This is a genomic window from Ruegeria sp. AH3 (assembly GCF_056536265.1).
The window spans coordinates 3,096,492-3,120,899 of the sequence record NZ_JBQFJL010000001.1; the positions used below are offsets into that span (position 1 = coordinate 3,096,492).

The 24,408-nt window shown below is 59.4% G+C and carries 26 protein-coding genes; 16 read left to right on the top strand and 10 right to left on the bottom strand.

Annotated features, from left to right (window positions below):
• The first annotated feature begins 11 nt into the window (after nt 1-11).
• From ACR3EM_RS15525 to ACR3EM_RS15545, 5 genes are read left to right on the top strand one after another with little or no spacing between them, the layout of a single operon-like run.
• Nucleotides 12-1,031 carry a hypothetical protein gene (locus ACR3EM_RS15525; RefSeq protein ID WP_480471540.1) on the top strand — a complete coding sequence of 340 codons (1,020 nt, stop codon included), beginning with the start codon at nt 12-14 and terminating at the stop codon, nt 1,029-1,031.
• 40 nt (nt 1,032-1,071) lie between these two features.
• Nucleotides 1,072-2,019: an ABC transporter permease gene (locus tag ACR3EM_RS15530; RefSeq protein ID WP_480471541.1), complete on the top strand. Its 948-nt coding sequence runs from the start codon at nt 1,072-1,074 to the stop codon at nt 2,017-2,019.
• Complete coding sequence (locus ACR3EM_RS15535; RefSeq protein ID WP_480471542.1) at nt 2,016-2,831, top strand: ABC transporter permease; 816 nt, start codon at nt 2,016-2,018, stop codon at nt 2,829-2,831. Before ACR3EM_RS15530 ends, ACR3EM_RS15535 begins: the two co-directional genes overlap by 4 nt.
• Nucleotides 2,828-4,426: an ABC transporter ATP-binding protein gene (locus tag ACR3EM_RS15540; protein ID WP_480471543.1), complete on the top strand. Its 1,599-nt coding sequence runs from the start codon at nt 2,828-2,830 to the stop codon at nt 4,424-4,426. Before ACR3EM_RS15535 ends, ACR3EM_RS15540 begins: the two co-directional genes overlap by 4 nt.
• Before the next feature lie 32 nt (nt 4,427-4,458).
• On the top strand, nt 4,459-5,910 hold the full coding sequence (locus ACR3EM_RS15545; RefSeq protein WP_480471544.1) for an aldehyde dehydrogenase family protein: 1,452 nt from the start codon (nt 4,459-4,461) through the stop codon (nt 5,908-5,910).
• On the opposite strand, the gene pncB is transcribed toward ACR3EM_RS15545, so the two are convergent.
• Complete coding sequence (gene pncB, locus ACR3EM_RS15550; RefSeq protein ID WP_480471545.1) at nt 5,907-7,199, bottom strand: nicotinate phosphoribosyltransferase; 1,293 nt, start codon at nt 7,197-7,199, stop codon at nt 5,907-5,909. The genes ACR3EM_RS15545 and pncB overlap by 4 nt on opposite strands.
• A 165-nt stretch (nt 7,200-7,364) precedes the next feature.
• Between pncB and ACR3EM_RS15555 the strand changes: the two genes are divergently transcribed.
• Nucleotides 7,365-7,895: a hypothetical protein gene (locus tag ACR3EM_RS15555; RefSeq protein WP_480471546.1), complete on the top strand. Its 531-nt coding sequence runs from the start codon at nt 7,365-7,367 to the stop codon at nt 7,893-7,895.
• Here ACR3EM_RS15555 and pncA read toward each other — a convergent pair.
• Nucleotides 7,892-8,485: a bifunctional nicotinamidase/pyrazinamidase gene (gene pncA, locus ACR3EM_RS15560; protein WP_480471547.1), complete on the bottom strand. Its 594-nt coding sequence runs from the start codon at nt 8,483-8,485 to the stop codon at nt 7,892-7,894. The genes ACR3EM_RS15555 and pncA overlap by 4 nt on opposite strands.
• A 96-nt stretch (nt 8,486-8,581) precedes the next feature.
• On the opposite strand from pncA, the gene trhO reads away from it, so the two are divergent.
• Complete coding sequence (trhO, locus tag ACR3EM_RS15565; protein ID WP_480471548.1) at nt 8,582-9,487, top strand: oxygen-dependent tRNA uridine(34) hydroxylase TrhO; 906 nt, start codon at nt 8,582-8,584, stop codon at nt 9,485-9,487.
• A 64-nt stretch (nt 9,488-9,551) separates the two neighbouring features.
• Nucleotides 9,552-10,052 (top strand): potassium channel family protein, encoded by a 501-nt coding sequence (locus tag ACR3EM_RS15570; RefSeq protein WP_480471549.1) that lies wholly within the window; start codon nt 9,552-9,554, stop codon nt 10,050-10,052.
• A gap of 7 nt (nt 10,053-10,059) precedes the next feature.
• On the opposite strand, the gene ACR3EM_RS15575 is transcribed toward ACR3EM_RS15570, so the two are convergent.
• Nucleotides 10,060-10,389, bottom strand: coding sequence for a hypothetical protein (locus ACR3EM_RS15575; RefSeq protein WP_480471550.1), 330 nt, complete (start codon nt 10,387-10,389; stop codon nt 10,060-10,062).
• Between the two features lie 381 nt (nt 10,390-10,770).
• On the opposite strand from ACR3EM_RS15575, the gene ACR3EM_RS15580 reads away from it, so the two are divergent.
• Complete coding sequence (locus ACR3EM_RS15580) at nt 10,771-10,938, top strand: hypothetical protein (RefSeq protein WP_480471551.1); 168 nt, start codon at nt 10,771-10,773, stop codon at nt 10,936-10,938.
• 66 nt (nt 10,939-11,004) lie between these two features.
• On the opposite strand, the gene ACR3EM_RS15585 is transcribed toward ACR3EM_RS15580, so the two are convergent.
• From ACR3EM_RS15585 to ACR3EM_RS15605, 5 genes are read right to left on the bottom strand one after another with little or no spacing between them, the layout of a single operon-like run.
• Nucleotides 11,005-13,140, bottom strand: a complete 2,136-nt coding sequence (locus ACR3EM_RS15585; protein ID WP_480471552.1) for a hypothetical protein — start codon at nt 13,138-13,140, stop codon at nt 11,005-11,007.
• Complete coding sequence (gene motA / locus ACR3EM_RS15590; protein WP_480471553.1) at nt 13,140-14,009, bottom strand: flagellar motor stator protein MotA; 870 nt, start codon at nt 14,007-14,009, stop codon at nt 13,140-13,142. The genes ACR3EM_RS15585 and motA overlap by 1 nt, the downstream gene beginning before the upstream one ends.
• 40 nt (nt 14,010-14,049) lie before the next feature.
• Nucleotides 14,050-14,643 carry a MotE family protein gene (locus ACR3EM_RS15595; protein WP_480471554.1) on the bottom strand — a complete coding sequence of 198 codons (594 nt, stop codon included), beginning with the start codon at nt 14,641-14,643 and terminating at the stop codon, nt 14,050-14,052.
• Nucleotides 14,640-15,125 (bottom strand): hypothetical protein, encoded by a 486-nt coding sequence (locus ACR3EM_RS15600; RefSeq protein WP_480471555.1) that lies wholly within the window; start codon nt 15,123-15,125, stop codon nt 14,640-14,642. The genes ACR3EM_RS15595 and ACR3EM_RS15600 overlap by 4 nt, the downstream gene beginning before the upstream one ends.
• Nucleotides 15,126-15,134: 9 nt before the next feature.
• Nucleotides 15,135-15,632, bottom strand: coding sequence for a flagellar basal body-associated FliL family protein (locus ACR3EM_RS15605; RefSeq protein WP_480471945.1), 498 nt, complete (start codon nt 15,630-15,632; stop codon nt 15,135-15,137).
• Between the two features lie 119 nt (nt 15,633-15,751).
• Between ACR3EM_RS15605 and fliF the strand changes: the two genes are divergently transcribed.
• From fliF to fliP, 4 genes are read left to right on the top strand one after another with little or no spacing between them, the layout of a single operon-like run.
• A complete protein-coding gene (fliF, locus tag ACR3EM_RS15610; protein WP_480471556.1) occupies nt 15,752-17,344 on the top strand; it encodes a flagellar basal-body MS-ring/collar protein FliF in 1,593 nt (530 codons plus the stop codon).
• Nucleotides 17,344-17,940 (top strand): FliH/SctL family protein, encoded by a 597-nt coding sequence (locus tag ACR3EM_RS15615; RefSeq protein WP_480471557.1) that lies wholly within the window; start codon nt 17,344-17,346, stop codon nt 17,938-17,940. The genes fliF and ACR3EM_RS15615 overlap by 1 nt, the downstream gene beginning before the upstream one ends.
• Entirely contained in the window at nt 17,933-18,220 is a 288-nt protein-coding gene (locus tag ACR3EM_RS15620) for a FliM/FliN family flagellar motor switch protein (protein WP_480471558.1), read from the top strand. The genes ACR3EM_RS15615 and ACR3EM_RS15620 overlap by 8 nt, the downstream gene beginning before the upstream one ends.
• Nucleotides 18,220-18,942, top strand: a complete 723-nt coding sequence (gene fliP, locus ACR3EM_RS15625; RefSeq protein WP_480471559.1) for a flagellar type III secretion system pore protein FliP — start codon at nt 18,220-18,222, stop codon at nt 18,940-18,942. Before ACR3EM_RS15620 ends, fliP begins: the two co-directional genes overlap by 1 nt.
• A gap of 2 nt (nt 18,943-18,944) precedes the next feature.
• Here fliP and ACR3EM_RS15630 read toward each other — a convergent pair whose 3' ends face one another.
• Nucleotides 18,945-20,387, bottom strand: a complete 1,443-nt coding sequence (locus ACR3EM_RS15630; protein WP_480471560.1) for a sensor histidine kinase — start codon at nt 20,385-20,387, stop codon at nt 18,945-18,947.
• Nucleotides 20,384-21,121: a response regulator transcription factor gene (locus ACR3EM_RS15635; RefSeq protein ID WP_480471561.1), complete on the bottom strand. Its 738-nt coding sequence runs from the start codon at nt 21,119-21,121 to the stop codon at nt 20,384-20,386. Before ACR3EM_RS15635 ends, ACR3EM_RS15630 begins: the two co-directional genes overlap by 4 nt.
• A 220-nt stretch (nt 21,122-21,341) precedes the next feature.
• Here ACR3EM_RS15635 and ACR3EM_RS15640 point away from each other — a divergent pair, with 220 nt between their 5' ends.
• Genes ACR3EM_RS15640 through ACR3EM_RS15650 form a run of 3 tightly spaced genes read left to right on the top strand, consistent with a single transcriptional unit; the run spans nt 21,342 to nt 24,408 of the window.
• A complete protein-coding gene (locus tag ACR3EM_RS15640; RefSeq protein ID WP_480471562.1) occupies nt 21,342-22,586 on the top strand; it encodes an ABC transporter substrate-binding protein in 1,245 nt (414 codons plus the stop codon).
• A gap of 57 nt (nt 22,587-22,643) precedes the next feature.
• On the top strand, nt 22,644-23,516 hold the full coding sequence (locus ACR3EM_RS15645; protein WP_480471563.1) for a carbohydrate ABC transporter permease: 873 nt from the start codon (nt 22,644-22,646) through the stop codon (nt 23,514-23,516).
• Nucleotides 23,509-24,408 carry a carbohydrate ABC transporter permease gene (locus tag ACR3EM_RS15650; protein ID WP_480471564.1) on the top strand — a complete coding sequence of 300 codons (900 nt, stop codon included), beginning with the start codon at nt 23,509-23,511 and terminating at the stop codon, nt 24,406-24,408. Before ACR3EM_RS15645 ends, ACR3EM_RS15650 begins: the two co-directional genes overlap by 8 nt.

Genomic DNA, 24,408 nt, shown 5'->3' on the forward strand with positions numbered 1-24,408 from the left:
GAGGCCCATAGATGGTCAATTCCCTCTTCGCCACGCTTGCGATTGCGATGCTGGCGATCACTGTGCCCACAGCGCGCGCCGATACATCACTGGAGCGCGCCGTGGCGTTGTGGCTCGACGGTGACGATGCGCAGGCGTTGCCCATGCTGGCCGAACTGGCGGTGGACGGCGATGCTGATGCGCGTCTGCTGCTTGGTCGGATCGAGACCGCGGATCTTGGGCCTTCGCCTTTCCGGCAGTCGTTGGAGCCCGCGCAATCGCGCGCATTGTTCCGCCAGAAGGATTGGAACGCATTCGGCCGCTCTTGGCTGACGGCAGAGGCTGAGGGCGGCAATCCGCTGGCTCAGGCCCTGTTGGCGGCCAAGCGCCCAAACCCCGACCTGGACCTGATCGACCGGCTGAACGCGCTGGGAGAGCATCAGGCCACCGACTATCCCACGCGCATCGTTGCTCTTTATGGAGACCCCGAGATGCGAGCCGGACTGCTGGCGAATCCGCGTCTAATGCAGGATCTCAAGCCCTACCTGACCTATCTGTCGATAGAACCTGAGCCGCGCGGCGATGGTCTGGCCGCGCTGCGTCATATTCAGCCCGACCCGGTTGATGCGGGTTCCGATCCGGCTCTGGGCATGGCGGGTCTGCTGGCGCTGGGGCTGGGATACGGCGATCTGTCGCCCAAGAATCCGTGGCGTCCGGCGGTTGAAAACTGGTTGATGACGTCCGAAGCGACACGCCCCATCGCGCAGCTCTGCTCTGAACGTTGTGGTGATGACGCTCCGGCCTGTGCCTTTGCCTTTCTGGCCCTGTTCGGAGGGTATTTTGAAGTCATCCGCATCGACAGCCCGCTGGAATCGGTCATCCCGCAAGATCAGTTTCTGGACAGCCCGCGCGCGCGCCTGATGGCCTTGCGCCGCGTGGCACTTGCCCGGACTGAAACCAATCTCGAATGGTTGGCCGACAGTGCGCCTGCCAATCAGCTTTCAGCTTGCGCCATCGACTTGATCCGGATGGAGCGGCAGACCTACAACTAGCTGTTGCGCCCGCGCGGTTCAGACACTTAACCTGTTACCAATGCTTCGTTATGCCCTCAAACGCCTGCTTTCCCTGATCCTGAGTCTGGCCGTGGCCTCGGTCGTCATCTTCTCTGTGATCGAGATTGCGCCGGGTGATCCGGCGTCATTCATGCTGGGCGTCAATGCGCAAGAGGATACGCTGGCCGCGCTGCGGGCTGAACTGGGCCTCGACGTGTCAAAGGTCGAGCGGTATTTCAACTGGGTCGGCGGCATGCTGGTTGGGGATTTCGGCACCTCCTACACCTATCGCACGCCGGTGTCGCAGATGATCGGGGATCGTCTTTGGGTGTCGTTGCCGCTTGCGCTTTACGCACTGACGCTTTCGACCCTGATCGCCTTTCCGGCCGGGATCTATGCCGCCGCGCGGCGCGGCAAGCCGGGTGATGTGGCCGTGATGGGGGCGACCCAGTTGGGCATCGCCGTGCCAAATTTCTGGTTCGCAATGATGCTGGTGCTGGTCTTTGCCATCAATCTGCGCTGGTTCAATGCCGGAGGGTTCGCCGGATGGCAGGACGGGGTCTGGACCGGCCTGCATTCCCTGACCCTGCCTGCCATTGCCTTGGCCCTGCCGCAGGCGGCGATCCTTGCACGCGTCATGCGCTCGGCGCTTCTGGATATTCTGGGCGAGGATTTCATGCGCACCGCCCGCGCCAAGGGCCTGTCACGCCGCCAGGCGCTGTGGCGGCACGGGGTGCGCAATGCTCTGATCCCGGTTCTGACCATCATCGGGCTGCAGTTTTCCTTCCTGCTGGCGGGCTCGATCATCATCGAGCAGGTGTTCTATCTGCCCGGTCTCGGGCGGCTGGTGTTTCAGGCAATCTCAGCCCGCGATCTGATTGTGGTGGAATCCGTGGTCATGCTGCTGGTCTTTGCTGTGATCACCGTGAATTTCCTTGTCGACCTCGCCTATGCCGCCGTGGATCCAAGGCTGAGGAGCAGGACATGAGCCGCAATCTGATCCTTGGCGCGGCGCTGTCGTCGCTGGTGGTATTGGCGGCGCTGATATCGTTTGTCTGGACGCCTTACGACTACGCGGCGTTGAATATCCCCGACAAGCTGCAAACGCCAAGCACCCGGCATTGGTTCGGCACGGATCATTTCGGGCGCGATATGTTCTCGATGATCATGGTCGGCGCGCGCACCTCGATCGCCGTGGCCTTGGTGGCGGTCGGAATCGGTATGGCGCTGGGAGTGCCTTTGGGTCTGACGGCTGCGGCACGCAAGGGCTCGTGGCTGGATGAGGTCATAATGCGCGGCAACGACTTGGTCTTTGCCTTCCCCTCACTGGTCATCGCCATTCTGATCACCGCCGTCTTCGGGGCCGGCGCGATCAATGCGATCATCGCCATCGGTATCTTCAACATACCCGTTTTTGCCCGCATCACCCGAGGCGCGGCGTTGTCACTGTGGGAACGGGAATTCATCCTCGCCGCCCGCGTGTCGGGCAAAGGGGCCGCGCGGATATCGGTTGAGCATATCCTGCCCAACGTGGCGAACTTGCTGATCGTGCAGGGCACGATCCAATTCAGCCTTGGCATTCTGGCCGAGGCCGGGTTGTCCTATGTCGGTCTGGGCGCGCAACCCCCCACGCCCAGCTGGGGGCGCATGCTGGCCGATGCTCAGACGATGGTCAGTTTTGCCCCGCATTTGGCTCTGATTCCGGGTCTTGCGATCATCGTAACTGTGCTGGGTCTGAACCTGCTGGGCGACGGGCTGCGCGACTGGCTGGACCCAAGAATCAGGGTGGCCCGGGCATGAGTTTGCTGCGTATCCATAACCTCTCGGTGTCGATCCACGGACTGCAGATTCTGAAAGATGTCAGCCTGTCCATAGATCCCGGCCAGATTGTGGCTGTCACGGGTGAGAGCGGCTCGGGCAAGTCCATGACCGCGATGGCGGTGATGCAATTGCTGCCGAACGGGGCCGAGGCTGAGGGTAAGCTGGAACTGGAGGGGCAGGATCTCTTGAACCGACCCGAGTCCGAGATGTGTGCCCTGCGCGGCGCTGCAATCGGCATGGTGTTTCAGGAGCCGATGACAGCACTCAATCCGGTGAAAACCATCGGGGATCAGGTGATGGAGACGATCTTGATTCACAAGGCCATGCCCCCGGCCCAGGCCCGAACCCGTGCAGAAAAGGTCCTGGCCCGCGTGGGCCTGCCCTCCGAGCGTTTCCCGCTTAGCCGCTATCCGCATGAGCTGTCAGGCGGGCAACGCCAGCGTGTGGTCATCGCGATGGCCATCGCGCTGCGCCCTAGGCTGCTGATCGCGGATGAACCGACCACCGCGCTGGACGTGACCACGCAGGCCCGGATCCTTGACCTGCTGAAAGGCTTGGTGCGCGAGTTTGATATGGGTCTGCTGATGATCACCCATGATCTGGCCGTGGTGGCCGACATGGCGGACCAGATTACCGTCATGCGCCACGGAGAAGTGGTGGAAAGCGGTACGACCCAACACCTGCTGCACAACATGCAGCACCCCTATACCCGCATGTTGTTCGAGGCGTCGGGCCATCAGGTCAATCTGCCTGAACCCGCAAGCCCTCAGCCGCTGCTTGAGGTGGCTCAGGTCGTTCGGGACTATCGGTTGCCACGCAAAGGTCTGTTCGAAACGCCCCGCCATCACCGCGCGGTGGATAGTGTCAGCTTTACTCTTAACCGAGGGGAGCGGTTAGGGCTTGTTGGGGAGTCCGGATGCGGAAAATCGACCCTAACACGGGCGATCTTAGGCCTTGAGGAGGTGCAGTCCGGTCATATCCACTTGGATGGGCAGCCTGTCTTCGCGGGCCACAAACCCAACCTTGCCGTGCGTCGAAAGATGCAGGTGGTGTTCCAGGACCCTTATGGCAGTTTCAATCCAAGGCACCGTGTCGCACGTCTGATCACCGAGCCGTTTCACCTGCTAGACACGCAACCTACTGGGACCGAACGTCAGGATCGCATTGCCGAAATGCTGACCGCCGTGGGACTCAGCCCCGATGACTCCAGTAAATACATTCACGAATTCTCAGGCGGTCAGCGACAACGCATCGCCATTGCACGGGCACTGATCATCCGGCCTGAGCTGATCCTGTTTGACGAGGCGGTCTCGGCCCTTGATGTCTCAGTACGCGCGCAGATCCTTGATTTGTTGGCCGAGCTCTGTGCCGCATATGATCTGACCTATCTGTTTATCAGCCATGACCTGAGCGTCGTGCGCACCATCACGGACCGCGTTCTGGTGATGCAATCCGGCAGGATTGTCGAGCAGGGCGAAACGGAACAGGTCTTCTCGGATCCTCAGCACGCCTACACCAAAACGCTGATCGCCGCCGCACCCCAATTGCCCGATATCGGATTGGGAGTCGCGTAAATGCCCTTGTTAGAGACTAAATGGAGGTCAAAATGAGTCAACAGCCATGGTTCGACCCCACGCTATGCTTGATCGGGGGGCAATGGGTCCCGGCGGTTTCGGGTGAAACCCTGCCCCTGATCAATCCCTCGGATTGCAGCGAGATTTGTCGGATCGCGCGCGGCGCGGCCCCTGACGTCGATGCTGCGGTCACCGCAGCCCGATCCGCGATGCAGGGCGATTGGGGTCGTATGACTGCGCTGGAGCGCGGTCGCATCCTGACGCGCCTCGGCCAATTGGTGCTGGATCGGGTCGAGGATCTGGCGGCGTTGGAGGCCATGGATGTCGGCAAACCTCTCACTCAGGCCCGCGCCGACGCGGTGGCACTTGCACGCTATTGCGAATTCTATGGTGGGGCGGCGGACAAGGTGATGGGGGAGACGATCCCCTATCTGGATGGCTACACCGTCTATACCCTGCGTGAACCGCATGGAGTCACAGGCCATATTGTGCCGTGGAATTATCCGATGCAGATCATTGGCCGCTCGGTCGGAGCGGCGCTTGCGATGGGCAATGCCTGCGTGCTGAAACCCGCGGAAGAAGCCTGCCTGACTGCACTCGCCTTCGCGCATCTGGCCGTTGAGGCCGGATTGACCGCAGGTGCTTTGAACGTCGTGCCGGGATTGGGGGCCGAGGCTGGTGCGGCATTGTCCGGGCATCCAGGGGTAAACCATATCTCCTTCACCGGGTCGGTCGCTACGGGCGCATTGGTGCAGCAGGCAGCCGGATGCAACGTGGTGCCGGTGACGCTGGAACTGGGTGGAAAATCCCCGCAACTGGTCTTTGATGACGCTGATCTGGATGCGGCCCTGCCGTTTCTGGTGAACGCGGGTATTCAGAATGCAGGCCAAACCTGTTCGGCCTCGTCCCGCATTCTGGTGCAGCGTGGTGTCTATGAGCAGGTCAAATCCCGCATGGCTGAGGCGTATGGGCAGCTGACTGTTGGCCCCGCGATGCAGGACTTACGTGTCGGACCCTTGATCTCGGATCGGCAGAAACAGATTGTCAGCGGCTTTCTTGATAAGGGGGTGGATCTGACCATCGCCGGTCAGGGACAGATCGTTGATGGCGCACCCGAGGCCGGAGCCTATGTCCAACCCACGCTCTTCGCCGATGTGCCTCCGGACCATGTGCTTGCTCGGGATGAGATCTTTGGCCCGGTGCAGGTTCTGATCCCGTTTGACACCGAAGAACAGGCTCTAACCATAGCCAATTCTACCGAATACGGTCTTGTCGCAAGTATCTGGACAAGGGACGGCGCGCGCCAGATGCGGCTGGCCAGGGGGCTGCAGTCGGGGCAGGTCTTCATCAACAACTACGGTGCCGGAGGCGGAGTTGAGCTTCCGTTCGGCGGCGTCGGCAAATCCGGGCATGGCCGCGAAAAAGGTTTCGAGGCGCTCTATGGTTTTTCACAACTGAAAACAGTCGCCGCCTATCACGGCTAAACGATGACTTCGATCGCCTCTTGGGCACCGACGCCAAACACACGTTTGTAACGTTCGATCTGATCCGCCGGCCCCATGGCCTTTTCCGGGTTGTCCGACAGTTTCACGGTCGGGCGCCCATTGGCCGATACCGCTTTGCACACCAGCGAGAATGGGGCCAACGCGTCATCCGCCACCAATCCACGGAAATCGTTGGTCAACAGTGTGCCCCAGCCGAAAGAAACATTGGTGCGATCGGCGAACTGCGCGTGTAGCTCACGGATTTTGTCCACGTCCAGGCCGTCCGAGAAGATGATCCGTTTCTTTGTTGGGTCCTCACCGCGTGATTTCCACCAGTTGATGGCGATATTGGCCGCCGTCGCGGGATCCCCGCTGTCGATGCGAATGCCGGTCCAGCCCGCCAGCCAGTCGGGTGCGCGATCCAGAAAGCCCTGTGTGCCGTAGGTGTCGGGCAGGATGATGCGCAGATTGCCATCATGCTCTTCATGCCAATCGCTGAGAACATCATAGGGGGCCTGCGCCAGCTCATCATCAGTGTCGGCCAGCGCGGAATAGACCATGGGCAGCTCATGCGCATTGGTGCCTATGGCCTCGACCTCGCGCCGCATGGCGATCAGGCAGTTCGAGGTGCCGGTAAAGGCCGGACCCAACCCTTCGATCATCGCCTGCACGCACCAGTCCTGCCACAGGAACGAGTGCCGCCGACGCGTTCCGAAGTCGGCGATGCCCAGCCCATCGATTTGACGCAGCTGCTGGATTTTCTCCCACACGCGTGTCATGGCGCGGGCATAAAGGACCTGTAGCTCGAACCGGCGCATGCCATTCAGAACCGCGCGCGAGCGCAGTTCCATGAGCACGGCGAGCGCCGGGATTTCCCACAGCATAACCTCGTGCCACTTGCCTTCGAAGGTCAGCTCATACTGATCGCCTATACGCTCCAGGTGATAGGGTGGCAGGCGCAGATTCTCGAACCATTCCATGAAATCCGGGCGAAACATCTGCCGTTTGCCATAGAATGTATTGCCCCGCAGCCAAGTGCTTTCCCCCCGGCTGAGCCGGAGCGAGCGGATGTGATCCAGCTGCTCGCGCAGCTCGCCTTCATCGATCAAACGGGCCAGAGGAACGTGATTCGATCGGTTGATCAGCGAAAAAACCACGTCTGTTTGGGGCTTATTGCGAAACACTGACTGACACATCAGCAGTTTGTAGAAGTCTGTATCGATCAATGACCGCACAATTGGGTCGATCTTCCATTTATGATTGTAGACCCGCGTCGCGATGTCGACCATGGGGACCTCCTGCGATTTCCGTTGTTAGATCAATCGGAGCGCCGAATGGCAAGAGTCGCCGGATTGGTAACAATGCCCATGACAAAACACATTGCGGGCATATTATGAGTATCCTTCACGCTTTAGTGAGGGGGTGGGGATGGAATAGAAGGTTGAGTTTAGTGAATGGGTCTCGAGTACGATTTTGACATAGTGGCGATTGGACCGGACGAAGTTGATCCGGAACACGGTCACACATCGGTAACAGGGCGGCCTCCAGTACGAGCGCGGTTTCGGGATGTGAAGACTGCGGACGCCTTGCGAGCCGCATCGCCGAAGATACGTAGGATTTTTCTGGAATCCGGGTTCAGTCTGGACACGCGGGATGGGGAAACCGCGCGCGGGTATTATGCACCCGAGGACATTATGGATCGCCAGCGGATTCTGAAACGGCTCTTCGCGAATATTCGCAATATGGGGGTGCAGGGTGAATACAGTGGTGAGTTTGATTTCCACCAGTTTCTGCATCACGTCAGATCTGCGAAGCCGGGTACAGCACCACCCGAGGAGCAACCGCGGCCATTGCAGCCGCCACGCCCCGCGCCAGAGCCGCCCGCGCGCCGTACGGTTCCAGGGCGCATCGGATTTGCGCTGGGCTTGGCCGTGATCCTGTTTGTGATCCTGAAATATCTGGCTGAGCGTGGGGCAACACCCTAGACGAGTTTGACACCCGCAGCGCGCATGGCCTCTTCTGCGGCACCAAGTGACCCGCCCATGTCGATGGCGCGGCAAAGATCGGTGCGGACCGTGACGTCAAAGCCAAGACGCGCGGCATCCACGGCCGAGAAGTGCACGCAGAAATCCGTGGCCAGCCCGACCAGCGTCAGTTGGCTGATCCCGCGTGTTTCAAGGTAGCCCTTCAAACCGGTCGGAGTGGTTTGGTCATTTTCGAAGAAAGCCGAATAGCTGTCGATGGCACTACGAAAGCCCTTGCGGATGATCAGATCGCCATCGGTGCGCAAATCGGGATGAAATGCCGCGCCTTCGCTACCCTGAACACAGTGATCAGGCCACAGAACCTGCGGACCATAAGGCATCTCGGTCATTTCAAAAGGCGCTTTGCCCGTATGTGCGCTGGCGAATGAAGAATGGCTTGCCGGATGCCAGTCCTGCGTCAGGATCACCGCGTCGAAATCGTCCATCAGCACGTTGATCGGAGCGACGATCTGGTCCCCCTCGGGCACGGCCAACGCACCGCCTGGGCAGAAATCATTCTGGACGTCGATGACGAGCAGGGCGTGGGACATGGGGGCCTCCTTTAGCTGCCCTATCGGTATGGTTTGGGGAGGGGGTCGTCAATGCGCTCTCTTGCGTGTTTTTGCCGGGGGCATTAGATCGCGGCCATGTATACGATCGCTGCCCTCTATCACTTTACCCGTTTCACGGACCCCGAAGCGTTGCGTCCCGCGCTGCTGGAACTCTGCCGTGCGCAATCCGTCAAAGGTACTTTGCTGCTGGCGCAGGAAGGGATCAATGGAACCATCGCAGGCCCCCGTACCGGGATAGACGCCGTGTTGGCGCATATCCGCGCTTTGCCGGGTTGCAGCGATCTGGACTGGAAGGAGGCAACTTCAGACCATCCGCCGTTTGGCAAGATGAAGGTGCGTCTGAAGAAAGAGATCGTGACGATGGGCCAGCCCAACGTCGATCCACGTGCCAGCGTCGGGAACTATGTTGAACCTGAGGACTGGAACGAGCTGATCCGTTCGGACGATGTCGTGGTGATTGACACGCGAAATGACTACGAGGTGGCGATTGGCACATTTGAGGGTGCAATAGACCCTAATACTGCCAGTTTCCGCGATTTCCCGGCGTGGTGGGAAGAGAACAAGAATCGGTTCCACAACAAGCGCGTTGCGATGTTCTGTACCGGAGGCATCCGGTGTGAGAAATCCACCAATTACCTGCTGGGTCAGGGCGTCGAGGATGTCTACCACCTGAAAGGTGGCATCCTGCGTTATCTGGAAGAAATGCCGCCCGAGGACAGCACCTGGCAGGGGGAGTGTTTCGTCTTTGACAACCGCGTGTCGGTTGGCCACGGGTTGGTCGAGGGGCCGCACAAGCTCTGCCATGGTTGCCGTCGTCCGATCCTGCCCGAAGACGTGAAGCGTCCGGAATACGAACATGGCGTCTCGTGCCATCAATGCATCAATGAGACCTCGGACGCCGACAAAATGCGGTTCCGAGAGCGCCAGAAACAGATTCAACTGGCCCGCGCGCGCGGTGCGGAGCATCTGGGCTCAGACTGAATAACGCTTGCAGGCCGCGCCGGAATTCGGATGATCACGCACAGGTCAGCCTGACGGAGCGCAAATGATCCACGAACCCCGAACTCTGGAAGAATGGAAATCCACTCTGCTGGCCGCGCTCGGGCTTGTTCTGGCCAGTTTTCTTGCCTGGTTCGGTTTGTCGCGTCTGAGTGAGGCAACCGCCGGCGACACGATCGGTACGGTGGCATCCGTCGGTCTGCTGATCTGGATCGCCTCGCAGTCGTGGTACTATATGACACAGGTGAAATCTCCCCGACGGCTTCTGTTCCTGATGGGGGTGTCCTTCATTCAGGTCGTTCCGTTCCTGTTCGCTGCCGTGTACGGCGCGTTTGGATATAACGATAATTGCGTCATCGGCGCGGAGGGACCGGCGGATATTCTGTATTTCTCCTACGTCACCTTCACCACGGTCGGCTACGGGGATATGTCCCCAACCGGCCTCTGCCGTGGGTTGGCTGTGGCCGAAGCGGTGACAGGATACATCCTGTTGGGGCTCTTCGTCGCCGCAGCAGTCGCGCTTTATGCGCGCAATCATGGCAAGTGATGCGACCCTATTTGTTCTGATCGATCCAGCGCGACATCATCTGTTTGTCGCGAAAGCACTCTGACGGGATCGGACGGCGCTTGCTGCGCGAGATCCGTTCGGCAAAGGCGACCTGTTTGCCGGTGGGATAGTTGGCAAAAGGTGATGGATCATGCGGCTTATGTGCTGATATCCAGTTCGACAGCGATCGCCGATCCCGTTGCGCTTCAACCGGGATCTCCAGGGCGGATTGCTCAGCAATCGCGCGGGCATAGCGCATTTGCCGGTCAGTGACAGGCAGCATGTGATAATCGTTGCTGGGCGCGTCGTACCAGCTTTGACGGGCAGCGTTGGTCATAGCTCGAATACCTCCGTTCCGCGTCAGACATTTCCGCAGAACAAATATAGAACATTTTAGGAACTTTTTCAAGATTTCTGCTGATTCAAGCGATTTTCACCGCTTTCCAAACCAACCTGTCCCGTCGTGTTTCGACCAATTCGGCACGTTTTTCCGTGCTTCAACAGTAATCAAAGAATCAGCGCGTCTCATTTCAATACACAGATGCTCACGACATCGCGCGTATCGCGTGCAGAGGCGGCGATCCGCCGATTCAGCGCTTGATCTTGCCGCTCCAAGGGTTGTTACCGGCGCTTCTTATCGAGGCTGGAATGGCAAACGAGGGGTCGATTGTAGATGATGAACCAGTATCGGAACTGGTGATGGATAACTGGCCGCGGATTGAGAACACGCCTTGCATCTTTAGATGGCCAAGGCGCGGACATTCGTCCTGAAGAAATTTATACCATCCCAAAAATTGCGTGGCGCGATCCTTTGGCGCCTTTCGCCAAGGTGCGCCATGTCGTGTTCGAACCTGATATCGGCCAAGGCAGGATCAATGCCCTCTGACTGATCATGCGGCTTCAAGACCATTCAGCTAGGCAACCCCTTCAGATCCGGTCTAGGTGCCTGCACCTATTCGTCACCGGTTTGGCGCTGTACCTGAACACGTTCGAGCAGTTCTGCGATCCGCCCCCTCGCGGTTGCGCTGTCCTTCAGCAAACCCGCAGCATCGGCCAGCGGTTTGTCCGGCTGCCGGTCCACCGTTTGTGTCAATCGCGCGCTGATCTGTCGGATTTCTCCGAAGGCCGAGGGTGTTTCCGCACCAATATCTGGGTCCCCGGTCAACCAGGCGTACCGGTCCGCTGCGTCTCCGTCACCAATTGCGCGGAGCAACCGCGCAGCTTCTGCGTAATCGTCAGTTTGTGAGATTGCCCGCGCGCGCAACTGTTCCGCCTCATCTGACTCATCCCCGGCAATTTCCAGCAAAGCTTGACGCGGCTTGTTCTGCAGCAACGCGGCGCGCGCTCTGAGCTGCGCCCGATCAAATCGCCGCTTCCGATCCTGAGGTCGGGCGGCCAGTGCATAGGCGGGGGCGGCGAAGCGCAGATCGGCCAACCGCGTTGCAAGCGAAACAGCGGTGTCTACCGAGATTGCGCTTCGCGTCTGATCTGGCATTCCGACCGTGTGTCGTAGAAAGGTGATGTCGTCCGCTCGTTCCGCCAAAAGCTGCAGCACCTGATCTTGTGCGCGCTGCCACTCTGATGTGTCAGGCGCGGCTCTGATTTGATTCAGCGCGGCATCGAATTCCTGCGACAAAGCCAATGCCAGAACGTGAGCTCGGGCCATCATCGGACCCAGATCGGACCTCCGCAATTGCCGCGCATAACTTGCCGCAAGATCAAGATCGGCCGGAGAGACTGCGCCCCGATCCGCCCACCGCTTTTCAACCAGGCGCGCCAATGCCAGCGGCGCCTCGGCGGTTGCGGCGGCGGACGACACGACATCGGACAGCAGCTTTTCGGCGACGATATTCTCCCCTGCAGCAGCGGCTGTCTCAGCTTTGGCCAAGTCCACATCTGCCGAAGCTTCGTTCAGAACACGCGCGACCGATCGCAATACCCGACGCGAGGCTTCCAGCTCGCCTGCATTGACCAGTATTTCAGATAGTTTCGCCCCCAGATGTCGGCGCAGATGACGAGGCAGGCGGCCAAAATATTGCTCAATCGCATCCAGGTTGGCATCCGGATCAAGCGTACGCTCTGTCATCACGGCCCAAAACGCTGGCCCCCCAACGCATTGCTGCTGCCCCGCAAAAGGATTTGGCAATGGTACCGAAAGATCGTCCATCACAAAGGCAATTGCCGAAAGCTGTTCTTGCTGGGTCGAATTGTCGGGCAACAGATTCAGAGCCTGCAAAGCCTCGGCACCAAATCCATGATAGGTATAAAGACGCGCCAGTTTCAACGCATGTGTTTCGTCCACCCGGTCGAATTCCTGAAATAGCCCGACCCGAAGCCCGGCCACCTGCACGGCAAAGGGCGTTTCATTTGACCAATTGTCGAATCCCAGTTCGCTGTCGGTGATACATTCCGTACGGGGTTCAAGCTGTGGCACTTCCAATGCCTCCAGCCCCTCAATCTCATCCAGAACCGAACGTAGTTTCAGATTTGATGACAATGCGCGGTCCATGCGCAAAGGCCCGTAGGCGGTAGACGATCTGCGCCCGACATCCGCCAGATTGAGGTCCACAACCTCGCGGTCGGCCCCTTGAATGATGCGTGATATCAACTGGTCTTCAAAACGTCCCCGGTCCAATTGCAGGAGAGGCAGCGCAAGCTCGGTTGCGGGGATTTCGGCAGGCGGTGTGACCCGCTCTCTCGCTGACAATGGCAGGTCGGGTAGCGTTGCGGTTGCGTTTGACCCCGGAGAAATGTCGATCACCACCATGGAATCGCGGTGTAGAAACGCATTCGCAACGCATTCGCAGCCGAACTCCAGATCAAGGGGGCCACCTGCTTTGGCTTGGCTCAGCGATTGCAACCTGCTGGCAGACAGACGGTCAAAAACAGCACGGGTGTCGAAAGTCACGCCATCGATCCCGACAGTCAGCCGCGCCCCATTCGTGTGCTGAGTCAGGTTCCAGCCGGTTCCGGCAGGCACCTGAACGACGATGCGCGTATATCCATCATGTTCGCCTGAGCGTACACGCAAGGCCTGCGCTGTCGCGTCCGATCCCCAGACAAGCAACATCAGGAGCAAAACGCGCATCATGCGGCGGCCTGCTTAAGCTCTTTCAGCGCGTCCTCAAGCTCGGAAAAGCCGGGACGATTATGGGTCGGTGTGTTCTGGCGCCCAACCTCGATACACATCGCGGCATTGTGGTTGTGCAGATTGGCAACCAACACCTCCTTGATCAGCTGGTAGAAGTGATTGTCTTCCTCGACCACCGCCTTGAGTTTGCCAGCGAATGGCCCGACCAGACCGTAAGCGAGAAAGACCCCCAGAAATGTGCCAACAAGAGCACCGCCGATCAGTTTCCCCAACACTTCGGGTGGTTGATCAATCGACCCCATCGTCTTGATCACCCCCAGAACCGCCGCCACGATGCCCAGCGCAGGAAGGCCATCCGCAACCGTCTGCAGCGCATGGCTGGAATGCATGGCGTGATGGAAATTGGCTTCCATCCGCTTTTCGAGCACCTCTTCAACCTGGTGCGGATCGTCATAGTTCATCGAGGCGGAACGCATGGTGTCGCAGATCAGGTCCACGGCTTCCTTGTCTGCCTGAATCTTGGGATAGGCCGAGAACAGAGACGAATTTTCAGGCTCTTCGATATGCTGCTCAACCTCGACCGGGTTGGCGCGCGCGATCCGGATCAGGGAAAACAGCAGACAAAGCAGGTCGCGATAGTCTTTGGGTTTCCACTTCGGGCCTTTGAAGACCTTGGCCATGTCCTTGGCCGTATGTTTGACACCGCCCATGTCATTGCTGATCAGAAATGCACCGATTGCGGCACCGCCGATCATCATCATCTCAAACGGAAGGGATTTCAGAATGATGGTCATTTTGCCACCTGCGGCCAGGTATCCGCCGAATACCATGACAAAGATGACGACAATTCCGATGAGTCCGATCATGTGTGGCCTCCGAAGTTAAGGGGTGTCGTGGGCATGAGGGCTACTCCTGCGGGGCGCGTGCATTGCGACCGGCCATGACCACGCTGATCGTATAGGCGGTTTCCGGGCTGAGTCCGGCCATCACATTCGCGGCGGCATCGGGTGGCATGCGCGACAAGAACCCCGCGGCAAAAACGGCGTCCATGGTTTCGAACAGAGCAGCCGCATCCTTGGGTTTCATGCTCTGATACACATCGGTCAGCTGGGTCAGGTCATTCTCGGCGGCTTTCTCGGCAAACGTCACCGTTTCACGAAGGGAGTCTTCAGCCTCCTCCAGAAGCGTCAGCCGGGTTTCGATGGCCTGATCCGCGATTTTCAGTGCGTATTCGCGATCTTTGATGGCAGCTTCGCGCCGGTTCAGTTCATCCTCGCGGCGCAGCAATTCTGTCAAAATTAGCTGTAAATCCGCGGCGTCCGGGTCGGTATTGGTGGTCTTTTCCTGTGGGTTTGGCGCAGGTTCGTTGCCGCGGGCCAGCGCAGGCCCGGCCTCCAGCCCAATACGGATGATGGCGGACCCAATCATCAGCAACGAGATCACGGTTAGAACACCGCTACGCCCCCGCCGATCAACCGGTTTTGCCGGGCGTCGCCTCATGATCCGGCCCCATCCTGCACACGGGCGTGCCGGAAGAACATCAACCCTTCCGGTTTCTTGATGGGCTCCTCTAACGCTTCGAGCTTCGGATCGCTGTCCTCTGAATGCGCCTCTGCGTGTTCTTCAGGCTGCTCAGGCGCATCATGGCTTTCGACCGAGGGCTCTGTCGCGGGGTTTTCAGCTTCCACGGGGCTTTCCGGCGCGACGTCATGCATCGAGGCCATCATCAATTCGAGTCGCTTTGCCACGGTTTCAGCCCGCTCGGTCAGATCCCGTAGCGCGACGCCCGATTCATCCGATGCTTCTCGGGCTGTATCCAGAGATTTCCGCAGCTCATCGGCCTGTGTCGACAGCACCGAAACGGCACCGCCCACGCCTTTTTCCAGATCGGTAAAACGCCTCAGCCGCCGCGAAAGGACAAAGCAGTACAGCCCGGCCCCAATCGCACCTGCGACCAACAGAATATCGGCAATCAGCTCCAACTTCGCCTCCTAGTTCAACACAAATTCCATCACCAGAACGTCCCGCACCCGGCCTTCGCCGGTGACGATCCCGATGCGCCGCAGCAGGTGGCCCCGGATGCGCACCAGAGCCAGAGAATCCTCGAGATCGGACAACTCCACCGCCCGCAGATAGCCGTTCAGCACATCCATGATTCGAGGCTGCATCTTTTCCACGTCAGCGGCGTAGTCTGCGTTCACCTCAAGCTGAGCGTGAAATTTCAGATGCCGCGAATCGCCTGCATTGACCGAAACGATCACCGGTGGAAGATCGACGAATGCAACGTCAGGCAATGCCTTCACCGATGCGTCAATGTCTTTCATTTCCACCTGTTTCGCCTTCTCGTCACCACCGATGGGCAGCAGGCCGGACGCGGTTGAGAAATACCCTCCGGCCCCGCCCGCGACGGTCAGAATCATCCCAAGCACCAAACCCTTTTTCCCTGACTTCTTAGGGGCTTCCGCCTCATCTACAGCTGCGTCGGTCATTCCGTCCTCATCCATCCGTTCGGTCAGTGTCATAACCCGTCAGGGACTAACCGATTGTTAAGGGCAATCGTCCAAACAGGGGCTGAGCCGAACAGAATGTCGGTGAGTCGGAGGTGAGCGTGCAGCAGATCGGAACTGTCTGGGCAAGTTTGGACAGGCGCAAACAAATCATCGTGGCCGGCGCCGTTGCGCTGGTGTTTCTGGGCGTGCTGGCGATGTCGCGGATCGTGACTGCTCCGTCGATGACCCTGCTTTATGCGGGGCTCGAAAGCGGGGCCGCGGGGGATATTATACGCACGCTGGATCAGCGTGGCGTTGCATATGAGATCCGTGGCGGTTCGATTTACGTACCAGGTTCGCAGCGGGATGAGCTGCGCATGACTCTGGCCAGTGAAGGCCTGCCTGCGAACGGCAATCGCGGCTATGAGCTGCTGGATTCCCTCAGCGGGTTCGGCACCACGTCGCAGATGTTCGACGCCGCCTATTGGCGTGCAAAAGAGGGTGAGCTGGCCCGCACCATCGTCGGCAGCCCGCATGTCAGTCAGGCGCGCGTACATATTGCCAACGGCTCGACCAATCCGTTTCAGCGCAGTGTCGAGCCGACCGCCTCGGTCTATCTGGTGCCGTCTGGTGCGCAGATCACCGGCGATCAGGCCAAGGCGATCCGGTTTCTGGTGGCCTCGGCAGTCAGCGGTCTGATGCCCGAGAACGTCACGGTGATCGATTCAAACGGGGCCGTGATCGGGGCGCAGGAAACGGCTGTTGCCGCTGATACCGCAGATGACAAGGCGCGTGAGCTGCGCGACCGGGTCATGCGGCTGGTTGAGGCCCGTGTGGGTGCGGGCAATGCGGTGGTCGAGGTCAGCGTGGATACGGTGACCGAAACCGAATCGATCCGGGAGCGTCGCTTTGATCCGAAAGGTCGCGTTGCGATCAGCACGGATATCGAAGAACGCTCGGACAGTGCCCGCAACCAATCCGCAGATGTGACCGTCGCGTCGAACCTGCCGGACGGCGATGGCGGCGGCGGTGACAAATCGAATTCGAACGCAACCCAGACCCGCGAGCGCGTGAATTACGAAGTGTCCGAGACCGAGCTTGAGGTGCATCGCGCACCGGGAGCGATAAAACGTCTGACCGTTGCCGTTCTGGTCAACGGCGCGCGCGAGGTCGGCACCGATGGCGCAGAGATATTTGTGCCGATGCCGCAGGCCGAACTGGACGCGCTGGAGGAACTGGTGGCCTCGGCCGTGGGTTTCGATCCCGAACGCGGCGATGTGATTACGTTGAAATCGCTCGATTTGCCGGTTGTTGAACCGCAAGGCACGCTGGTGTCGGCTTCAGTCTGGCAGAAGATCCATCTGGACGCGATGTCGCTGATCCAGATGGCGGTTCTGGCGTTGGTTTCGCTTGTCCTAGGTCTGTTCGTCATCCGGCCTATCCTGACGAAACCTGCAACTGCGGCGGCGCTATTGCCCGCGACTTCGACCTCCGAGGCTGACCCGGCATCTTACCTCACCGGAGAAATCGCCGACGGAAACACGCAGGAATTTGCACCTCTTGCCGATCCGGTGCAATCGCGTGTTCCCGCCATTGCCAACGGTCCGACTGAAGACCCGGTTGACCGGCTGCGCGCGATGATCGGCGACAAGCAGGAAGAAACGGTCGAGATCCTGCGCAGCTGGCTTGAGGAAAGCGAGGAGAAGGTGTGATGTCGATTGCCCATCTTCTTGAGGATTTCACCCTGCAAGCCGGTGGTGGTGCGGTGCATCTGCTGGATGAAGAAGCGCTCGAAGAACAGCGGCTTGCCGCATTCGAAAAAGGCTATGGCGCGGGATGGGAAGATGCTGTTCAGGCGCAGGAACGGGGTCGCGATCAGTTGAGTGCCGATCTGGCCTCCACCCTGTCTGATCTGTCCTTCACCTATCACGAGGCGCTGACACGCATGACGCTTTCACTGGAGCCGATGTTTCAAAGCCTTGTCGAAACCGTTTTGCCCGAGACGATCAAGCAGGGTTTCGCTCCGCGCCTTGCCGAACAACTGTCCGGAATGGCGCGGGAGCAGATCGGGCAGCCGATACTGCTGCGCGTGCCCGACGGAACCTTGGCCCAGATCGAAGCGGCATTGCCACAGGATCTGACCCCAGCACCGCAAGTTATCGAAGACCCCGCTCTGGAACCCGGCCAGGCCTATCTGCAAGTGGGCATCGCCCGGCAGCAGCTAGACTGCAGCGCCATGCTTGAGGCCATTGCCGAGGCGTTCGATGCATATCTGTTTGAAGCAAAAGAGGCTTTGTCAAATGAGTGATCCCCACCCCGCAAAAACCGAAAAAGCCAACCCGTTCGAGGCGGTGCCGATCGAAGTGACAGTCTCGGTCGGTCGCGCGCGTCCGTTGATCCGGGATTTGCTGAATATGGGTGAAAATGCAGTGCTGACGCTTGATAAACGGATCGAAGATCCGGTGGATCTCTATGTCGGGGACCAATTGGTCGCGCGCGGGCTGCTGGAGGAGATGGAGGGCGAACAGGCCGGGCAATTGGCTGTCCGATTGACTGAGATTTCGGATCTGCAGAACGGGATCGGGTAATGCGCCTGTCCATCTGGCTGGTGGTCCTGCTTTTGCCTACGGTGGCCGGTGCGCAGGAACTTTCCCTGTCACTGGGGGAGGGCGGGTCGATTTCTGCTCGAACCGTCCAGCTTATCCTGTTGATCACGGTGCTGAGCCTCGCGCCGGGACTCGCGATCATGATCACCTGTTTTCCGTTTCTGATCACGGTGCTGGCGATCCTGCGGCAGGGGATCGGGTTGCAGCAATCGCCGCCCAATATGCTGATCGTCAGCCTTGCATTGTTTTTGACCTATTTCATCATGGAACCGGTTTTCACCGAAGCCTGGACCACCGGAATCCAGCCGATGGTGAACGAAACGATGGATATCGAACTGGCGCTTGAGCGTGCGTTGATCCCGTTTCGCAGTTTCATGGCAGCGCGCCTTGATGCAGAGACGTTTCAGGCCATGGCCGCTTTGCGTCCCGAAGGTGCCGCCATGCAATTGTCACCTGAAGCGCCGCTCTCGGTTCTGATGCCTTCATTCATGCTGTCGGAGATCGCGAGGGCATTTCAGATCGGATTTCTGATTTTCCTGCCCTTCCTGATCATTGATCTGGTGGTTGCGGCGGTTCTGATGTCGATGGGGATGATGATGGTGCCCCCCGCGACGGTTTCACTCCCATTCAAACTGGCTTTTTTTGTGATTGCAGATGGCTGGGCCCTGATCGCCAGTGCTCTGGTGCGTAGTTATGTGCCTTGATGTCAGTGTCGGGTGATCTGAAGTCGCGCGCGCAGCCCGTGATCCCCGGCTTCAAAGCTGAGCGTGCCTCCATGCTGTTCGGCCACGGTGCTGGCAATGGTCAGGCCCAGCCCGAACCCGTCCGATGACCCCGTGTTCGAGCCGCGTTGGAAGGGGGCCAACAGCGCTTCGATATCGGCGACGGACAAATCGGCTCCTTTGTCTTCGACGATGATCGTGGCGGTTTGTGCGTCGGTTTCCAGCGTAACCTCGGCACGACGTCCGTATTTCAAGGCGTTGTCGATCAGATTGGTCAGTGCTCGTTTCAGTGAGATCGGCCGCCCCGTCACCAGAATCCGCCGTGTCTCAGGCAAGGAACCAAAGCCCCGGCGCGACATGAACACAGATGGTGCCCCTTCCAGCGCGACCGGATCAACGGTTTTGAGCGTGACCGGCAGGTTCATGTCCTGATAATCGGCCACCAAAGCCTCAACCAGCGAAGTCAGAGAGAGCTGGCGTGGCTCTTCGACGCTCAACTCGGACCGCGTATAGGTCAGAACACTTTCGATCATTCCCGTCATTTGATCCACGTCGGCTTCGAGCTTTTCGCGCAGTTCCACATCCGGGATCAGCGCCGCGCGCAGGCGCACGCGTGTGGCGGGTGTGCCCAGATCGTGACTTACACCCGACAGCACAATGGCGCGCTTTTCAAGCTGCGCGCGCTCGGCGTCGAGATGATCGTTTACCGCGGCAACGATATCACGCAGTTCATCCGGCCCATCCGCATCATAGCTCTGCGGCCCCCCACGGCGTTTCCGGTCGCGCAGGGCCTGGGCAAAACGCATGAAACTGTCCGAGACGTTCCCGACCGAGGTCAGCAGCACCCCAAGCGCCACGATACCAAACAGAATGGCAGGCAGCCGCAGATCTGTGGGCGCTGCCCCGCAGCCCCAGATCTCGGTTCCGTCGACCTGCTGCCACGGTCCCCGTCCAAACTGGGCAATGAGTATGGGTTCGCTGCAGTAAGTGGCCAACAGGCGGGTCAGGTTGCCCATCTTTTCTGGCCCTGTCTGATCGCTGCCCGAGACGATATCCGACACCGGATAGATCAGCCGATCCGACATCACCGCCAGCGTCAGTTCGCGCCCGCTCAGCGGGGCGGAGCTGTCGGTCAGGATGGACAGATTGGTGATAAAGCGGCGGCCAGCGGCAGCGGGCAGTTGCTGAAATTCGCCACGTTCGGCCAGTTCGGCCTCTTCAACGTCCAGCGGTGTGATCTTCAGCCCGGGGGGCGGGGCCACACCCGTGCGAAGCTCTTCGTAAACGGCGAACCCTGCCACAAAGGATTGGGTCAAGTAGCGGTTCCAGGCCTGGGCAGACGCAAACCACAGCCCCGCCGAGATCAGCCCGGCGGCAAAAGCCGACAAGGTCCAAATCCAACCGAGACTGCGCAGGCGCAGGGTCATGCGCTTTCATCCACCAAAACTTCGGCGACAAAAACATACCCAACGCCCCGTTCGGTTCGCAGCATCTGCGGATCCTTCGGGTTCGCCTCGATCTTCGAGCGTAACCGTCCGACCAGCATATCGATGGCGCGGCCTTGCGCCTCGGGCTTGTCTGTTTCGCCTGTGACATCCAGCGCGGCGGCGATCTCATCGCGGGTCAGGGGGATATGCGGGTTGGCCAATAGCACCTTCAAAAGTGCGGATTCCCGTTGCGATAGCGCGACCTGAAACCCTTCGGGCGAATGCACCTCGTCCCGTTTTCCATCATAAAGCCAGCCGTTGAACCGAAAACTTTTGGTCCGACGGCGATACACCAGTGACGGAGTACGCCGGGCGCGCTGCATCACCGCGCGGACGCGGGCCAGCAGCAGCTGCGGGTTGAACGGTTTGGCGATATAATCATCGGCTCCGACCTCATACCCCGCCATCCGCTGATGATCAGCTGACAGGGCTGAAACCAGAATGATCGGCACATCCTGCTCAGCCCTCAGGCGGGCGCAGATTTCGACTCCGTTCTCATCCCCCAGCATCACATCCAGCAGGATCAGATCGATCCGGCCCGCAGCCAGATGCGACCGGATTTCGTTTTCCGAACTGGCGGGCAGGGCGATGAACCCGTTCTGTTGCAGGAACTGGGTCATCATCGACCGCATCTCAGGGTCGTCATCCACCACCAAAAGTCGCGGAATGCTCACGCGGTTTCTCCTCCCAGTTTCTGTGCCTCCGACATCATGCATTGTAACGAACGGAAACAGATTCAATGTCAACGTAACACGCTGTAACAAAAGCGGTGAAAATCTGGATCATGGCAGAGTTTTAGCACGGATTCCGCGTTGCCAGGTTCCAATCCGTTAGCGCTATATCGAGCATCGCTGCTTTTCGCAGTTACAAAGTTCTCTAGGGAGGAGACACAAAATGAAACGTTTTGCATTTGCCACCGTTTCGACACTGGCCGTTGCGGCCGCGTCGTCCGTTGTGGCCGAGCCGCAGGCCGAAGTTCTGCATTGGTGGACGTCGGGTGGCGAGGCCAAGTCGGTCGCCGTATTGCAGGAAGAGTTCGCCTCGAACGGCGGGACATGGACCGATATGCCGGTTGCTGGCGGCGGCGGTGATGCAGCGATGACCGCGCTACGCGCACGGGTTCTGGCCGGTAACGCGCCGACCGCTGTTCAGCTGAAAGGCCCTGCCATTCAGGAATGGTATGAAGAGGGCGTTCTGGCCGACATCTCGTCAGTGGCCGAGGCCGAGGGCTGGGCAGATGTGCTGCCCGCGTCGATTGCCGGTCACATGCAGTGCGAAGGCACTTGGTGCGCCGCTCCGGTAAACGTACATCGCGTCGACTGGATCTGGGCCAATGCCGATGTTCTGGCCGCCAATGGCATCGAAATGCCGACCACATGGGATGAATTCAACGCCGCCGCTGACAAGCTGCAGGCCGCTGGGGTGATCCCGCTGGCTCATGGTGGTCAGGCATGGCAGGACGCGACCGTGTTCGAAACCGTGGTTCTGGGCATTGGTGGGCCTGAGTTCTTCCAGAAAGCACTGGTTGATCTGGACCCCGACGCGCTGACCTCGGACACCATGGTTCAGGTCTTTGACCAGATGCGCACCATGCGCGGATATGTGGACGAAAACTTCTCGGGCCGCGACTGGAACCTTGCAACCGCCATGGTCATGAACGGCGAAGCGGCGTTCCAGATCATGGGTGACTGGGCCAAGGGTGAATTCCTGGCGGCTGGCAAGAAGCCGGGTGAGGACTTCCTGTGTGCCTCGACCCCCGGTGACGGCTATCTGTATAACGTTGACAGTTTTGCCATGTTCGACGTGGACGGAGACGACAAGAAAGCCGGTCAGGACCTGCTGGCCAAGCTGATCGTTGCGCCGAACTTCCAGAAAGTGTTCAACCTGAACAAGGGCTCGATCCCCGCACGCACCGACGTGGCGCTGGATGACTTCGACATCTGCGCCAACCTGTCGGCCGAAGATATGGGTTCGACCTCGGACGCGGGTTCGCTGCTGCCGTCCTATGCCCATGGCATGGCGCTGCGCGGGTCGCAGTCCGGTGCGATTACGGATGTTGTGACCGCGCATTTCAACTCGGATATGTCGTCGGCTGACGCGGTTCAGCAACTGGCGGCCGCAGTGGCCAACAGCTACTGATCCAAATCGCTCTGCCCCCTATAGTGAGGGGCAGAGCACCTTTCCCCGGAGGAAAAAATGTCCGAATGGCTGGAAAACCACCTGCCCAAGGTGGTGCTGGCACCGTCGTTCATCGCCGTGTTGATCTTTGTCTACGGCTTTATCGGATGGACCGCATGGGTGTCGCTAACCCGATCGAAACTACTGCCGAAATACGAGATCAAGGGCTTCATCCAATACGAACGCCTGTTCGAGTCCCCGCGCTGGGATACGGCAATCAACAATCTGTATATCTTTGGCGCGTTGTTCATCGTGATCGCGATGGTGCTGGGTCTGCTGCTGGCCATCTTGCTGGATCAAAAGATTCGCGTCGAAGGGGCGATCCGCACGATCTACCTCTACCCCATGGCGCTGTCGATGATCGTCACCGGCACCGCGTGGAAGTGGATCCTGAATCCGGGTCTGGGCATTGAATCCATGGTGCAGGGCTGGGGCTTTACAAACTTCGAGTTCGACTGGCTGGTGAACCCCAATTACGCCATCTACACCATCGTGATGGCCGCGATCTGGCAAAGCTCGGGCTTCGTGATGGCGCTTTTCCTCGCTGGCCTTCGGTCGGTGGATGGTGAGATTATCAAGGCCGCGCAGGTCGATGGTATCCCCACATGGCGCATCTATACGGCGATCATCATCCCCTCGATGGCCCCAATCTTCCTGTCCGCCTTCATCGTGCTGGCGCACCTCGCGATCAAAAGCTTCGACCTTGTCATCGCCCTGACCGGCGGCGGTCCCGGCTACGCAACTGACCTGCCCGCCACCTACATGTACGCCATGGCGTTTTCGCGCGGCGATATCGGTCAGGCGGCGTCGTCCGCGATGATCATGATGCTGGTCGTCTTTGCCATCGTGGTTCCCTATCTTTACTCAGAGCTGAGGGCGAAAAATGACTGATCTGTCGATGCCCCAAACCGAAACCCGCACCCAAAGCGCCACTGGTAAGATTGCCCTGCGTTGGTTGCTTTATGTCCTGCTGGGCCTGTTCGCGCTGTATTACCTGATGCCGCTGTTCGTGATGTTGACCACATCGTTGAAAAGTCTTGAGGAAATCCGCACCGGCAGCCTGATCTCACTGCCTCGCGAGGTCAGCTTTGATGCCTGGAAGACCGCCTGGTCTGGCGCTTGTACCGGTATCCAGTGTGAGGGCTTGCGGCCCTATTTCTGGAACTCGGTCCTGATCGCGGTGCCTGCGGTGGCGATCTCGACCCTGCTGGGCGCGCTGAATGGTTATGTCGTGGCGCAGTGGCGGTTCAAAGGGGCCAATATCATCTTCTCGCTGATGCTGTTCGGCTGCTTCATCCCGTTCCAGGTGGTCCTGCTGCCGATGGCGCGCCTGCTGGGCATGATGGGGATCGCCGGGACCATTCCGGGCCTGATCTTTGTCCACGTGATCTACGGGCTGGGTTTCACCACGCTGTTCTTCCGCAACTACTATGTCACCATTCCGGCTGAGCTGACCAAGGCCGCCCGGGTTGATGGCGCAGGCTTCCTGCGGATTTTCTGGTCGATCTTCCTGCCTCTGTCGCTGCCGATCATCGTGGTGACCGTGATCTGGCAGTTCACGCAGATCTGGAATGACTTCCTGTTCGGCGTGTCGTTCAGCCAGGCGGGCACACAGCCCGTGACCGTGGCGCTCAACAATATCGTAAACTCCACCACCGGCGTCAAAGAGTACAACGTCGACATGGCTGCCGCGATCATCGCGGGGCTGCCGACGCTGCTCGTCTATGTCGTAGCCGGTAAGTATTTCATCCGCGGCCTGACTGCTGGCTCAGTGAAGGGATAA

What these genes read in the sequence shown, in the direction of transcription:
- ACR3EM_RS15525 (WP_480471540.1), top strand. Translation starts at nt 12, where the DNA reads ATGGTCAATTCCCTCTTCGCCACGCTTGCGATTGCGATGCTGGCGATC.
- ACR3EM_RS15530 (WP_480471541.1), top strand. Translation starts at nt 1,072, where the DNA reads ATGCTTCGTTATGCCCTCAAACGCCTGCTTTCCCTGATCCTGAGTCTG.
- ACR3EM_RS15535 (WP_480471542.1), top strand. Translation starts at nt 2,016, where the DNA reads ATGAGCCGCAATCTGATCCTTGGCGCGGCGCTGTCGTCGCTGGTGGTA.
- ACR3EM_RS15540 (WP_480471543.1), top strand. Translation starts at nt 2,828, where the DNA reads ATGAGTTTGCTGCGTATCCATAACCTCTCGGTGTCGATCCACGGACTG.
- ACR3EM_RS15545 (WP_480471544.1), top strand. Translation starts at nt 4,459, where the DNA reads ATGAGTCAACAGCCATGGTTCGACCCCACGCTATGCTTGATCGGGGGG.
- pncB (WP_480471545.1), bottom strand. Translation starts at nt 7,199, where the DNA reads ATGGTCGACATCGCGACGCGGGTCTACAATCATAAATGGAAGATCGAC.
- ACR3EM_RS15555 (WP_480471546.1), top strand. Translation starts at nt 7,365, where the DNA reads ATGGGTCTCGAGTACGATTTTGACATAGTGGCGATTGGACCGGACGAA.
- pncA (WP_480471547.1), bottom strand. Translation starts at nt 8,485, where the DNA reads ATGTCCCACGCCCTGCTCGTCATCGACGTCCAGAATGATTTCTGCCCA.
- trhO (WP_480471548.1), top strand. Translation starts at nt 8,582, where the DNA reads ATGTATACGATCGCTGCCCTCTATCACTTTACCCGTTTCACGGACCCC.
- ACR3EM_RS15570 (WP_480471549.1), top strand. Translation starts at nt 9,552, where the DNA reads ATGATCCACGAACCCCGAACTCTGGAAGAATGGAAATCCACTCTGCTG.
- ACR3EM_RS15575 (WP_480471550.1), bottom strand. Translation starts at nt 10,389, where the DNA reads ATGACCAACGCTGCCCGTCAAAGCTGGTACGACGCGCCCAGCAACGAT.
- ACR3EM_RS15585 (WP_480471552.1), bottom strand. Translation starts at nt 13,140, where the DNA reads ATGCGCGTTTTGCTCCTGATGTTGCTTGTCTGGGGATCGGACGCGACA.
- motA (WP_480471553.1), bottom strand. Translation starts at nt 14,009, where the DNA reads ATGATCGGACTCATCGGAATTGTCGTCATCTTTGTCATGGTATTCGGC.
- ACR3EM_RS15595 (WP_480471554.1), bottom strand. Translation starts at nt 14,643, where the DNA reads ATGAGGCGACGCCCGGCAAAACCGGTTGATCGGCGGGGGCGTAGCGGT.
- ACR3EM_RS15605 (WP_480471945.1), bottom strand. Translation starts at nt 15,632, where the DNA reads ATGACCGACGCAGCTGTAGATGAGGCGGAAGCCCCTAAGAAGTCAGGG.
- ACR3EM_RS15615 (WP_480471557.1), top strand. Translation starts at nt 17,344, where the DNA reads ATGTCGATTGCCCATCTTCTTGAGGATTTCACCCTGCAAGCCGGTGGT.
- ACR3EM_RS15620 (WP_480471558.1), top strand. Translation starts at nt 17,933, where the DNA reads ATGAGTGATCCCCACCCCGCAAAAACCGAAAAAGCCAACCCGTTCGAG.
- fliP (WP_480471559.1), top strand. Translation starts at nt 18,220, where the DNA reads ATGCGCCTGTCCATCTGGCTGGTGGTCCTGCTTTTGCCTACGGTGGCC.
- ACR3EM_RS15630 (WP_480471560.1), bottom strand. Translation starts at nt 20,387, where the DNA reads ATGACCCTGCGCCTGCGCAGTCTCGGTTGGATTTGGACCTTGTCGGCT.
- ACR3EM_RS15640 (WP_480471562.1), top strand. Translation starts at nt 21,342, where the DNA reads ATGAAACGTTTTGCATTTGCCACCGTTTCGACACTGGCCGTTGCGGCC.
- ACR3EM_RS15645 (WP_480471563.1), top strand. Translation starts at nt 22,644, where the DNA reads ATGTCCGAATGGCTGGAAAACCACCTGCCCAAGGTGGTGCTGGCACCG.
- ACR3EM_RS15650 (WP_480471564.1), top strand. Translation starts at nt 23,509, where the DNA reads ATGACTGATCTGTCGATGCCCCAAACCGAAACCCGCACCCAAAGCGCC.